The organism is Porticoccaceae bacterium LTM1 (assembly GCA_030252795.1).
Classification (GTDB): Bacteria; Pseudomonadota; Gammaproteobacteria; order Pseudomonadales; family Porticoccaceae; genus SCSIO-12696.
The window spans coordinates 2,407,276-2,420,511 of sequence record CP127080.1; the positions used below are offsets into that span (position 1 = coordinate 2,407,276).

12 protein-coding genes are annotated in these 13,236 nt (G+C 50.9%); 2 read left to right on the forward strand and 10 right to left on the reverse strand.

The genetic code is table 11. The annotated features are described in order from the left end of the window. Positions 1 to 16: 16 nt before the first annotated feature. The 10 genes from QP938_10505 to QP938_10550 form a co-directional block, all read right to left on the reverse strand. Positions 17 to 310: a hypothetical protein gene (locus tag QP938_10505; protein ID WIO73720.1), complete on the reverse strand. Its 294-nt coding sequence runs from the start codon at positions 308 to 310 to the stop codon at positions 17 to 19. Between the two features lie 35 nt (positions 311 to 345). Next, positions 346 to 960 carry a flavin reductase family protein gene (locus QP938_10510; GenBank protein WIO73721.1) on the reverse strand — a complete coding sequence of 205 codons (615 nt, stop codon included), beginning with the start codon at positions 958 to 960 and terminating at the stop codon, positions 346 to 348. 23 nt (positions 961 to 983) lie between these two features. Further along, positions 984 to 1,610, reverse strand: coding sequence for a DUF2799 domain-containing protein (locus tag QP938_10515; GenBank protein WIO73722.1), 627 nt, complete (start codon positions 1,608 to 1,610; stop codon positions 984 to 986). 432 nt (positions 1,611 to 2,042) lie between these two features. After that, entirely contained in the window at positions 2,043 to 3,329 is a 1,287-nt protein-coding gene (locus QP938_10520) for a DEAD/DEAH box helicase (protein ID WIO73723.1), read from the reverse strand. Positions 3,330 to 3,589: 260 nt separating this feature from the next. Further along, a complete protein-coding gene (locus tag QP938_10525; GenBank protein ID WIO73724.1) occupies positions 3,590 to 3,796 on the reverse strand; it encodes a hypothetical protein in 207 nt (68 codons plus the stop codon). Between the two features lie 30 nt (positions 3,797 to 3,826). Continuing rightward, positions 3,827 to 5,386, reverse strand: a complete 1,560-nt coding sequence (locus tag QP938_10530; GenBank protein ID WIO73725.1) for a cation:proton antiporter — start codon at positions 5,384 to 5,386, stop codon at positions 3,827 to 3,829. A 37-nt stretch (positions 5,387 to 5,423) separates the two neighbouring features. After that, positions 5,424 to 6,515, reverse strand: coding sequence for a molybdenum ABC transporter ATP-binding protein (gene modC, locus QP938_10535; protein WIO73726.1), 1,092 nt, complete (start codon positions 6,513 to 6,515; stop codon positions 5,424 to 5,426). Continuing rightward, positions 6,512 to 7,189, reverse strand: a complete 678-nt coding sequence (gene modB, locus QP938_10540) for a molybdate ABC transporter permease subunit (protein WIO73727.1) — start codon at positions 7,187 to 7,189, stop codon at positions 6,512 to 6,514. The genes modC and modB overlap by 4 nt, the downstream gene beginning before the upstream one ends. A 9-nt stretch (positions 7,190 to 7,198) precedes the next feature. Continuing rightward, positions 7,199 to 7,942, reverse strand: coding sequence for a molybdate ABC transporter substrate-binding protein (modA, locus tag QP938_10545; GenBank protein ID WIO73728.1), 744 nt, complete (start codon positions 7,940 to 7,942; stop codon positions 7,199 to 7,201). Positions 7,943 to 7,985: 43 nt separating this feature from the next. Further along, entirely contained in the window at positions 7,986 to 9,839 is a 1,854-nt protein-coding gene (locus QP938_10550) for a SulP family inorganic anion transporter (GenBank protein WIO73729.1), read from the reverse strand. A 165-nt stretch (positions 9,840 to 10,004) separates the two neighbouring features. On the opposite strand from QP938_10550, the gene chrA reads away from it, so the two are divergent. Both chrA and QP938_10560 read left to right on the forward strand, forming a co-directional pair. Next, positions 10,005 to 11,150, forward strand: coding sequence for a chromate efflux transporter (chrA, locus tag QP938_10555; GenBank protein ID WIO73730.1), 1,146 nt, complete (start codon positions 10,005 to 10,007; stop codon positions 11,148 to 11,150). 142 nt (positions 11,151 to 11,292) lie between these two features. Next, entirely contained in the window at positions 11,293 to 13,107 is a 1,815-nt protein-coding gene (locus QP938_10560; GenBank protein WIO73731.1) for a thiamine pyrophosphate-dependent enzyme, read from the forward strand. Positions 13,108 to 13,236: the final 129 nt, after the last annotated feature.

The following is a 13,236-nucleotide window of genomic DNA, read 5'->3' on the forward strand; positions in this document are numbered from 1 at the left end:
GCTCTAGCCGGAGTACTCAACTTCGGGGGGGCTGCTGCTCCAGATTCGCCTTTCTCAACCGGGTCACAGTGAGGGCAACGGCAATATTCAGGGAGGCAGTACCGAGAAAGGCCACAATGGCGACCCAGTCGAGGTATTTCTGGGTGTAGATGTACAGACAGATATTGGCTACTGCAAACAGCCACCAGGCCAGTGCACTTACACTGCCGGCGTAGCCGCGTTTCAACATCGCCAGCAGCTGAACTAATGCTGCACAGGGAAACACAATGGCGGGAATAATTCCCAGTGTATGCGCAATGGACTCACTCATGATCTGCTCCTGTGTCAGGGCCTGTTAACACTAATTTATTTGGGGCGCGGTATATCGATGATTCCGCCCAGTGTGCCGTACTCCGTGCCACCCAAGCGCGCCAACGGGTCTATTCGTTCGGCATTGATTTTGTGCCTGCCCCTGGAGTCGGTCTCTACTGCCCGGTCATCCACAAACAAGCCTTTGATTTCGAGAAACAGCAATGTCTGCGGCCCATTGCCGATCTCTTTCACCTCGTACAACTCACAAGCATAGGCCAATCGACAGTCTTTCACTCTGGGAATAGAGAAGCCTTCAAACTCGGTCAGTTCCAGATCGACATTGGCAAGTTCAGATTCTCCGTGAGCCAGAGTGCGAGACGTCTCTGTAACCATCGCCGCTTGCTCTCGATGGGGAATATGCACCACACAATGTTTGCGTTCGGTAAGGTTCACAATGGTGTCTTTCTTTTCACCGGTGGGCTTGTGGCCAATGGAAACCATCAACAGTGGCGGATCGGAACAGATAGCATTGAAATAGGAAAACGGCGCCAGGTTGTAACCGCCATCGCCATTATTCGACAGGATCCAGGCGATGGGCCGAGGCAGCACGCTCTGGATCATCGTAAAGTAGCGCTGGTTGGCAGAAAGCTCTTCAAAATCGAAATACATACCACTCACTTATTGCAGGTCACTCAACGATAAAAAGACGGCAACGGTATCTCACTGTACTCAGCTTCTTTTACCGCTTTCAGCTTTTCCAGTTCAACCACTTTTACTTCCAGTTCACCAATTTCCTGCTGGTGTTCCTTAATTTCATCCAACAGTTCGGCTCGGCGTTTTTCGGTAGTTTTGTCACTGATCACCGCTGCTTCTTTCTCTTTCACCATCTCGCTGAGCTTTTTGATACGTGAATGACTGCTGGCGATTGAGCCAGCGTATTGGCTGATTACACTGGTAAAAGCAAAGTGATCCTGACCGAGGTGGAAAGCATCCAGAAATTCGTTTTCGAGATCCTGGGGGCAGAAGCCGTTGTATCGGCCGCCGCGCTTGCCCAACTCAAAACCATTGGCCGGAGTGCAGTACTCGCGCAGTCCTTCAGCATGGCCGGTGCGGTAAGCGTCAAAATCCGGGGTAATACCGTAATCGGCACAGGCTTTACGATGTTCAGCGATTCGACTGGAAGGCAGGCCGCGTGCGCCATCCTCAAAGCCGATCAGTTGCCAATCGGCGGTCAGGCATTCAGACTCACTCAATGTGCCGCAACCCGTCAGAGTGATGGCGGCAGCGAACACTACTCCAAAACTGTTTTTAATTCTCATTATTGATCCCCCAAAAGATAGTCGCAGTGTAACCTACACACTGAGTAAGAACGAGTCGACGTACGCCGTCACGAAATCATCTAAAAGGCACGTCTAAAATCATCTCCCAAAAAAAAAGCCCCACCGATATGGCAGGGCTTTATTCGATCAGCTGGTGGCCAGCGATTAACATCATTTGATACTGTCCTTCAGGTCATCAGCAGCAATGGCCGACATCAGCAACCCGGTAATAGCAAAAATAGTGTACATAACAATCATGACCTTTCTCCTTCGTTTGTTGAGTGCGTTTGTTAATGCGCGGTGTTTCGATGGAGTGAATTATGGGACAGGTCAATGTTAAGTTGGGTAGCTGAAGCGTAAAGATGGGTAAAAATCCAGCATCTATTCCTATCCACTGAATTTTTACCCCTCAAAAACGCTAATTGCAGGGCATCAAGCCACTGACTTGCGCGCCGGTTTACGACGGCGAGCCCGACGAGGGCGATCCGTTTTTTCCTGGCTATCTCGATTGGAAGTTGGCTTATTGTTCGATCGTCCTCGTCCGCGAGGTTGAGGTTTTGGTTTGGCCGCCAACTGCTCAGCGGTTTCCTGCTCGAATCCGTCCACCACCTGCCGGTCAATCTTGCGTTTAATCAGCTTCTCAATGGCATTCAGCAACTTATTCTCTTCTGCTGACACCAACGACACCGCCTGACCTTCTGCTCCAGCGCGACCGGTACGACCAATTCTGTGCACATAGTCTTCAGAGACATTGGGCAACTCGTAATTGACCACGTGGGGCAGCTTGTCGATATCGATACCTCTAGCAGCAATATCCGTAGCCACCAGAGTGCGCACTTTGCCCGCTTTAAAGCCGGCCAGTGCCTGGGTGCGGGCGTTCTGGCTTTTGTTGCCGTGAATGGCGGCCGCCGTTATACCATCACTTTCCAACTGTTTTACGAGACGGTTAGCACCATGTTTGGTTCGGGTAAACACCAGCACCTGGTGCCAATTTCCATCGCTGATCAACTTTGACAACAATTCCCGCTTCTGATTTTGCGCCACCGGATAAACCAATTGACTGACGGTCTCGGCAGCGGTATTGCGACGCGCCACTTCCACTTCTGCCGGATTGTTGAGAATGCCATCGGCCAGCTGTTTGATCTCATTGGAATAGGTCGCCGAAAACAACAGGTTTTGGCGTTTGCCCGGCAACAACTTCAGCACCCGGCGAATATCGTGAATAAAGCCCATATCCAGCATACGGTCAGCTTCATCCAGCACCAGAATCTCTACCCCCGACAGATCCAGGGTTTTCTGTCCGGCGTGATCCAGCAGGCGGCCAGGAGTAGCCACCAGAATATCAACTCCACGACGCAATCGATCGATCTGGGGGTTGATGTTAACGCCACCAAAAATCACCTGGGACTTGAGTGGTAACTTCCCACCATAGTTTTCCACGCTCTCCCCTACCTGAGCGGCCAATTCCCGTGTTGGTGTCAACACCAACGCGCGGGGTTTGGGCCCCCTATGTGGCTTTCCGCGACTGCTCAGCAAGTGCAGCAATGGCAAAGTAAAACCGGCAGTTTTACCGGTACCGGTTTGCGCTCCGGCCAGCACATCACGGCCCTGCAGTACGAGCGGAATGGCTTGCGCCTGAATGGGGGTAGGTGTGCTATAGCCCTGGGCAGCAATAGCCGCCAACAGCTCGGCGCGCAGGCCAAGTTGGTCAAAAGACATAAAAATCCTGATTACTTATGTAAAAGTACTTACGTAAAAATGTATCAATCGATACGGGAGGAACCAGCTCTTGGAAGAGGCCGGTCAAGGTACCTGATGAGTGCTGAAAATGTTTCAGCGTAAAACTGGTTAGTTATGATGCCGACCGGATGACGTCAAGGCGCGGAGGATACAGCAGGCTGATATAGAAAGATAGCCATATTACCATCTTGGTCATGAACCCCTTAGAGTAGCGTTCATGATTATTAATACTAAGTTCACTATTTATCGGTTTTGCAAGCAAAGAAAAAAACTGCAATAGCAATAGAAACAAATGTGAACACTCTAAGAGCTTTTAAAATATTATCTTTCGATAATAGTTCCGTTGTAGAGCCATCCACATTAAATGAAGACTTTAAAAGGCTCGCTGCGAATGCCAGCAAAATAAAAAATATTACAACTACCGTCGCTATAACTTTATCTTTCATGGCATGTTTGACATCCAGTTAATTCGCTCTTCACGCACTATCCAACTGCTGAACCACATGTTCTGCAAAACCGTGTCCTGCCTCAGCATATAGATTAAAGGTAATCCAGCCACGCGCACTAAGCTCCTGCTGCTCATCCGGGAATCGCGCAATCACAGCGATTTGGCCGGAATAATTCATGCTCTCCAGCAAGTTGCAAACCGACAGGTTTTCCGAGTGATTGGTCAGGCTCACCATCACCAGGTTGATATTCGGTAGATCCACCTGATCCCAGAAGTCGCGGTCCGTAGCGTCTCCACTGACCACTCTATAACCTTCACTGGCCAATTTCGGCAAACGATTGGCGGCCTCTTCCACCCCCATTACCTTGTCACCATAAACGTCTCGCAGATAGCGATAGGCTCCGCGACCGACACGGCCCATCCCCATCACCAAAACCGATGCGCCATCCAGGTTTACTGGCTGCTCGAAGGAGAGGCGGTGCATACTCTCGGGCCAGCGGCCACGAAACTTGCGATAAATTTGATGGGAGCGGGCGTTGAAAGGAACCGCGAGAACAAACGAGAGCGCCAGAGCGACCGCCAGTGTCACGACCCACTGATCACTGATCAGGCCACTGCCTGCCACCATTGCCGCCACAATCAGTCCAAATTCACTGTAGTTGGTCAGTGGCAGTGCCGTCAGCAACGAAGTTCGCGCACGCAGGCGGGTTGCCGCCAGCAGGCCGTAAAACAGCGGCAATTTAATCAGCATCACTACGGCCAATGCCAATGCCATAAACAACATATTTAAGTCCGGCATTCCCTTCAGGCCGATGCCGACAAAAAAGCCCACCAGAAACAGGTCCTTCAGGGTCAGCAGGTTTTTGCCCAACTCTGTGGTTTTATTGGTACCACCCAGCAGCACCCCAAGCATCAGAGCGCCGAGGTCACCCTTGATTTGAAAAAACTCAAACAATGAGTAACCGCCAAACGCCACGGCGATACCAAACAGGGTGAGCAACTCGCCGTGACCGCAAAGCCGAAATACACGAATAATCAGCGGCCGCAGAGGTATCAGCAGCAGCAAACCCAGCGCAGGCCAGTCTGGAAATTTGCCGGCGCTCAGCGCCAGAAATATTACTGCCGCCAAATCCTGAATAATCAAAATTCCAATGGCAATCTTGGCGTGCAGGGCTGCACTTTCACCACTTTCCTCAAAAATCTTCACAGCAAAAACTGTGCTGGAAAAAGAGAGTGCAAACGCCAGCGTCCACAGTGTGGATTGATCCAGTGGCAACTGCCCCGGCAACAACATCAACAACAGTGCAACCGCTCCAGCAAGCAGCGGAATACCAATCGCCATCGCTGCCGTTCCCACACCCCATACCTGGATGGAAGCCAAGTCGCGGAGATTCAACTTCAGGCCAATGGCAAACAACAGCAACGTGACACCGGCACTGGCGATCTGGTCGATCAAAGGACCCGTTTCTATTCCGATGGCGTGAATCACAAACCCGGCCACCAGATAACCCAGCAGCGGCGGGAACCCGATCTGGCGAACGGCCAACCCGGCGATGAGGGCAATGAGAATAATGATAGGATCAATCATGGTTTTTGATTCTTTAATTCAATATGGCCAACTATCTTCAAGATAGCAGCGCAATGCTTTTAACCAGCGCATACAGATTACTGCCTGGCTGAATATTTAATTGTTCGGCGGATTTGCGGGTAATTCGTGCCAGCATTTCCACCCCGCCGGCATTGAGCCTTATCACTACCTGTGCAGCCGAGACCGGAGTCAGGTCAATTACTTCCGCAGCCAGACAGTTCAAAATCGAACTGTCCACCGGTGGCTGCAGAGACAGGCTGACATCCCGCGCCATCACTCGCACCCTAACCGGCTGGCCAACACTCAAACCGCTTCCGGGCACTGTAAACAGGCCGCCGGCAAACTGCAGATGGATCAAATGGTAGTGATCATCTAGATCGCTGACTGTCGTTTCGATAATTGTTTCTGCATCGTCTTGCTGCGCCAGAGGCAGATCGGTTCGCGCCAGCATTTCGGCAACAGGCCCACTGGCTATTACTCGCCCCTGTTCCATCAGTACCAGGTGGTCGGCCAGACGCGCCACTTCATCCTGGGAGTGACTGACATAAAGTACCGGGATCTCCAGCTTGCGATGCAGTTTTTCCAGGTAAGGCAAGATCTCTGCCTTACTTCGAGAGTCCAGCCCGGTGAGAGGCTCATCCATCAGCAATAGCCTCGGGCTGGTTAACAGCGCACGGGCAATGGCCACTCGCTGACGCTCTCCGCCAGACAGATTATCTGGTCGGCGGCTGAGTAATTTTTCCAGCCCCAGCAGGGACACGGCTTCGTCAAAGGCGACACGACGCTGCTGATCGGCGATGCGTCTAAACCCGTATTTAAGATTGCCTTCAACACTTAAATGTGAAAACAGGCTCGCCTCCTGAAACACATAACCCAGCTCACGCTGATGAGTCGGCAGGCTTTGCTTAGCCTGTTGCCAGGCTAAATCACCTATGAGGCAATAGCCATCAGGGTCATATTCCAGCCCGGCAATGGCTCGCAACAAAGTGGTTTTACCACAGCCGGATGCCCCCAAAATGGCGGTTACGCCCTTAGCAGGAGCCTCAAAATCCACATCCAGGGAAAATGACTCCCGAACAATTTTGAAGCTGGCCCTGATGCTCATAGCCTTACTTATACCCTCGCTCATACCCGGGCACCAACTGCAAAATGCTGGCGGCGATTGGCTCGATACACCAGCATCAGAATCAAAAGGGAAAACAGCATCAATCCACCCGCCAGCCAGTGAGCGCTTCGATAGTCCATGGCTTCGACATGATCGTAAATCGCAATCGACAACACCTGGGTTTCACCGGGAATATTGCCACCGATCATCAACACCACACCGAACTCACCCACGGTATGAGCAAACCCCAGCACCGCAGCCGTCAGAAAACCGGGGGCAGCCAGGGGAAGTACAACAGACGCGAATTGGTCCCAAGGTGAGGCACGCAATGTTGCTGCCACTTCCAGTGGGCGTGATCCAATCGCGGCAAAAGCATTTTGTAGCGGCTGCACTACAAAAGGCAGCGAATAGATAAAGGAGCCGATAACCAGACCTGGAAATGTAAATGCCAACGACCAATCGCCCAAAGGCCCATTGGCACCCAGCAACACCAACAGATAAAAACCAAGTACAGTTGGAGGGAGCACAAGAGGTAATGCAATCAATGCTTCAATCAGGGACTTGCCACGCATTGATGTACGTGACAACCACCAGGCCAGTGGTGTGCCAAGCAACATCAGTACCATGGTTGTCACAAGCGCCAGCTTCAGTGTCAGCCAGACTGCAGAAATATCGGCGGCAGAGATCAATTCGTTCATTGAGGGTTTTTATTGTGTGGGTTCGGGCAGATCATACCCATATTCTGCGATTATTTTCTGTGCTTCTTCAGATTTTATGTATACCCAAAATGCGGTGGCTTCTGGCTTGTCGGTCAGCTGCACCATTTGCTGATCAATCGCGGTGTAGGAATCTGAGGGTGGTAACCACCAGGAGCCTTTAGGCTGGAGGGATTTGAGCTGCGACAGCGAAATCAATCCCAATTGCGCATTGCCACTGCGAACAAATTGAAGGGTTTGACTGATATTTTCACCGCGCACCAACTTGCTCTGGCTCGACTCTCGAACTCCCAGCGATTCCAACAACTCCTGGGCTGCTTGTCCGTATGGGGCCAATCGTGGGTTGGCAATTGCAAGTCGCTCAAAATTACCCTGCTTTAGCACTTCACCGTTTGAATCAACGAGACTGCTATCGGCACTCCACAACACCAATCGCCCAATGGCATAACTGGCACGCCCCCCCTTAATGGCCCTGCCCTCTTTTTCCAATAATTCAGGGCGACGGCTGTCCGCCGCCAGAAACAGGTCAAAGGGAGCCCCGTTTGCAATTTGAGCGTAATGTTTTCCCGTAGAACCAAAGGCCAAAATGACTTTATGACCACTGTGCAATTCAAACCGCGCACTGAGCTGTTCAGCAACAGGGGCGAAATTGGATGCCACCGCCACCCGAATCTGCTCGGCATGAGTCAGGGAAGAAAACGTAAAAAGAAATACCAGCCAGCGCCAGTGTTGCATGGCAGCTCCTCAAAACGGTTACGGTGCCTACCCATATTTAACTTCAACTTGAAGGGGTATCAGCCGGCTCTTTAACAGTAACCGGTTGTGGCTCTAAATCCATAAACCTCAACTGATTGGAAATACTCGGAGGCAACGGGCATTGGTTGAACACTCGTACCTGACAATCATCACAAATAGGTTTTTCAAGTGTGGGCACCAGAATTTTCAGGGCAACATCCACAGAGGAGTAAAAGTTTTTGGCGCCAAGTTTTTCCAGCCCGCCAATTTTCGCCACGTCGTCTTTGACGATGTTAGTGAGCGCACAAAAAGTCAGGCTACCGCCGAGGTTTTTCAAGCGTCTCTGTTCGTTGAGCAACATTTCCACGCCGGCAATATCAATCAGGTTAATTCCCGTGCAGTGTAACATCAGGTGCTTTTGCGGAGTGTTGCGATTACAGAACTGCTGCAACTTACCCTGAATGTGATTGACCGAGCCAAAAAAGATCGAACCATCAATACGAACAATGCGCAGCTGGGGACACTCCTTCAAACCATAGCGTTTGATGCTCCGCAACTCGGTTCCAGACTCCAGCGACTGAGGGGAAACCACCACAATTTTGGGCATGGAAGTGCGGCGCAGAAACACTACCAGCGACAAAATTACGCCAATAAAGATCGCAAACTCCAGCTCAACAAAGACGGTAGAGCCAAAGGTCGCCAAAAGGATAATCACCTCTTCGCGATTGCTCTTGAGAATGGTTTTGATATGGTGAAAATCGATCAGTTTCCAGGCAATTAGCATAATCGACCCCGCCATGGCCGGCATTGGCAGGTAGGCTGTTGACCAGGGTGCAACAACCAGAATCAATGCCAATATCGCGGCTGCAAATATGGCAGCCATGGGGGTCTGTGCACCGGCGTGATAGTTGGCTCCTGTGCGTGTAAACGAACCGGAGCCCGCGTAGCAGGAGAAAAAACTACCGACGATATTGGAAAGCCCCTGACCGACAAACTCACGACTGCCACTGATTCGCTGTCCCGAGTTAACAGCCACCGAACGGGAGATCGACACCGCCTCCACCAGGCCGAGGATCGCAACTGCAAAAGCACTCTGGAAGACCGCCGACACGGTATCAAAGGTCAGATTGGGTGCGGAGATCTCCGGCAAGGTCCCCGGCAGCGCCCCAACCAGCGAAATACCATTTTTTTCACCACCCAGAACCGCACACAGAATACTGCCGATAACCATCCCCATAAGCATGGCAGGCCATCGGGGTCGAAGATAACTGATCACCAGCACCGACCCCATAGTGACCAATGCAATGGCAATGGCGTAATAATTAAAGTTTGCTGCCGAGTCGATCAGTGTAGAAACCGTATTGGTTACACTGGCACCCTGCTCAATAGGAACGCCAAAGAAGTACTTGAGCTGGCTGGCTGCAATTAATATCGCGGCTCCGGCGGTAAATCCGATCACCACGGTATGGGAAATAAAGTTAATCACATGGCCGAGCCGGGCAATCCCGAGGCAGAACTGAATCAGGCCACACAAGAACGTTAGTGTAAGAGCAAGGGAGATAAATTCGTCGGTCCCCACCGCAGCCAGGTCACTGGTCATCTTCATGACAATGATGGAAATAGCAGCGGTAGGACCAGAGACAAGGTGGCGGGAGGAACCGAACAGGCCGGCAATAATCGGGGTGACAATGGCGGTGTAAATGCCGTATTGCGCCGGAAGTCCGGCAATCAGAGCGTAGGCTACCCCTTGCGGCAAGACAATAATGGCACCGGTAATGCCGGCTAGAAAGTCGTAATGCAGGGTTCTCCTGTCGAGCTCCTTTCCCCAAACCAAAAAAGGAAATGCCCGATAGAGCAGGCTTTTATAATCCTGGGAAAACCAACTGGGTAGTTTCAAGGTCCTCGTCCGTGGCTTATTAATTGAAGCCATTCTATCCTGATTCCGCGCCAGTTGTCAGTGACTCCAGGCGCAGTACTTAAAATTTTTGTCCCCATTTCGTTATATTTTTCACTTAACATTACCCTTTCAAACAACCGTGGCCTGAATCAAAGGCAGACATTTATGGTAGAGCTGTTCAGACACTTCCTGCTACTCGGTTGCCACAGTTTTGGTGGTCCGGCCGCACACCTCGGTTACTTTCAACGAGAATTTGTCGAACGGCATCAATGGGTCAGCCAGAGCCACTACCAACAGCTGGTAGCACTGAGCCAGTTTCTGCCGGGGCCGGCCTCAAGCCAGGTCGGATTCGCTATCGGCTATCACCGCGGTGGTCTGGCGGGCGCGATACTCGCTTTTATCGGTTTTACACTGCCTTCCTTTTTGCTGATGTATGGACTGGCGGTGATGGGCAGCCAGTGGCTCAATACCGAACTCTATCAAGGGTTGGTTCACGGACTGAAGTTACTCGCCGTGGTAGTGGTTGCCGATGCAGTTCTCACCATGTGGAACAGCTTTTGCCAGCGGCAAATCACCAAAATACTGGCGGTTGGTACCGCAGCGGGACTCTGGCTACTGCCCGGCTTAATCACTCAATTCGGCTTGTTGTTGGCAGCTGCTGCACTAGGCTGCTGGCGAATGGCGAGCGCTCAACAAGCAAATAATCCAACCGGTAACAGCAAGGGTGTAAGCCGGATTCCCCTGATTCTTTTTGTCACTCTGCTGTTAGGCCTTCCTGTGGTGGCAAATCACAACATCTGGTTTGAATTCAGTAATCAGTTTTTCCAGGCTGGCAGTTGGGTATTTGGTGGTGGTCATGTGGTACTGCCACTATTGCAAAACCTGCTAGCCGATAATTTACCTGCCGATCAGTTCCTGGCTGGCTATGCGGCAGCCCAAGCTATGCCGGGACCAATGTTTTCACTAGCGAGCTACCTGGGCGCCAGTTTAATGCCAGAACAGGCACTACTCGCGGCCCTGATCGCAACTCTGATGATCTTTTTGCCCGGCTTTTTGTTGATTCTGGGGCTGCAAGGCTATTGGCAGCGATTGGTACAAAAGCCCCATTTGGCCGGGGCCGTTGCTGGTATCAGCGCTTCAGTGGTCGGCCTTTTGATCGCAGCCCTCTATCAACCGCTTTTTATCAGCTCCGTCGCATCGTCTTTCGATATGGCGCTGGTAGTAGCTGGCCTGTTGACTCTGCGAGCATTGAAATTGCCAATACTCTGGCTGGTGCTGGCGTTTGCAACTGTGGGGGCCCTAGGTGCCTAGTGTAAAGTTGAAATTACACTTTAAGCTTTTTAGCGTTAGGGGTAGTCAATTTCACAATTGACGCAAGTCATCCTTTCCCAAAGCACCAATAGAGACAATCACTTCCTGATATAGACCCAAGTGCCAACACTCAGGAGATGACATGACCAGCCAAGCCTCAATAACTGCCCCCAACCCTTACGAGCAAAACTTTGGAAAGGCATATAGTGATTTGCTGCCAACCCTTGGCAATACCATTGTCGACATTCTCAAATTTTTTGGTTGTGAACGGGTTTATGGCGTGGGGGGGGATTTTGCGGCCAATCTGATCGGGGCACTCACTACCGGGCTTGAAGTACTACCTTCTGGCAATGAAATGCACGCTGGCTTCACCGCCTGCGGTCAGGCAGAAATAGAAAGCCTCGGCGTTTGCTTGACCACTTATACTGTTGGCAGCCTGCCCTGCACTTCCGCTGCCGCACTGGCAATGTCCGAGCGCCTACCCGTTATTTTCATATCCGGTGCTCCGGGCGAAAGCGAAGTTGCTGATATTGCCATTCACCATACTGTCACTTCCGCTGGCTCCTGGAAAACCGAATACAACGCTGCCATAAGGGCTTTCGCCGGCTTGGGTATGCGTACCGAAAGATTGCAAGGGGCGCGCAACGAAGGTCAGCCCAACATAGCAGGTGAACGCTTTTTTCAATTAGTCGCTCATGCCTACACTCACAAAGAGCCCGTCTTCATCGAAATACCACGGGATTTGGTAAACGCCAAAACCCAGCCGATACGATTGCCGGAATCTCCATTGTTGGCGTATCCGGAATATCAATTACTGGATGGTACTGCGCCAATCGCCGACGACATATGGCGCAAACTGAGTATTGCTCAAAACCCGCTGTTGTATATCGGTGAAAAGGCTAAATTGAATAAAGACCTCAAAGCGTTATTGCTAGCATTCAGTGAACGGTTAAATATTCCATTCGCCACCAGCTGGTTTGCAAAAGGTATATTCGATGAAAGTCACCCTCTTTGCCTGGGAGCCTATAATGGAGCATTCAGCAATCCTGACTGCCGTCGGTATATCGAAACAGAGGTAGATTATGTACTTGATGTAGCGTCGAGCATTCACGTTCAGGATGCCAACAACGCCTTCTGTTCTGACACACATCACATTGAGCGCTTTGCCAACAAAACTATCCTGAAAGGCGCTGCCAACAATGAAAGGGATTTAATCGAAGTATTTCAACTACTGTTGGAAAAGCCTGTTTCTCCTTTTTCGTACCAGCCAATAGAGCGCTCTCCACAGCAGTGGGAATCAGACGATCGAATTGATTTCCACAACCTGACAGATGTACTCAATGGCATTCAACAACAAGACCATAATCGCTATGTCTATCTACCAGAAGTGGGCAACTCCTATTTCGCCAGCTACAGCTTAATCACCCGGAACCCACAGCTAGGCCGCGGCTGGATAACCAACCCCTGGTATGCCGCCATGGGCACAAGCCTGCCCTACGCGCGAGCTTGTGCAGAAAAAATCAAAGCTACTGGCAGCAATGATCGCACTGTTGTAATTACCGGTGACGGCGGCTTCCACTTCCAGGCCAATGAGCTAATTCATTTTTTAAAGAATGATTTGCCAGTCACCATTGTGCTTATGCGCAATAATATTTTTCATTTAGGCAAAAGTGGTGATGCTCCCATCTACCATTGCTCTGATAAAGATTTCGACTTTCTGCAACTTGTCAAAGCCTATGGTGGCGAAGGAAGGGTCTGCTCGACTGTAGGTGACTTTCAGGAATATTTCCTGGAGTGTGTAACTGAAAACAAAGGAATTAAATTAATTGAAGTACCAGCTATTCCCACAGAAGAATATCAATGCAATGAAATTCGTCTGCTGAATCTGTATATCAAGGCACGAAACGGGATACCAGAAGCGGCTGAAGAGTGGCAGAGGCTGGTAGATCAGCAATAACTTTTTTGCATCCGGAAACAGCGCTAAAAGCACAAAGCGTCATTCCCGCGAAAGCGGGAATGACGTCAGTTTCCGGGTGTGCACTAACTAAGTAAAAGAGGTGGCAATAGCCCGAGTAAACAGCTGATG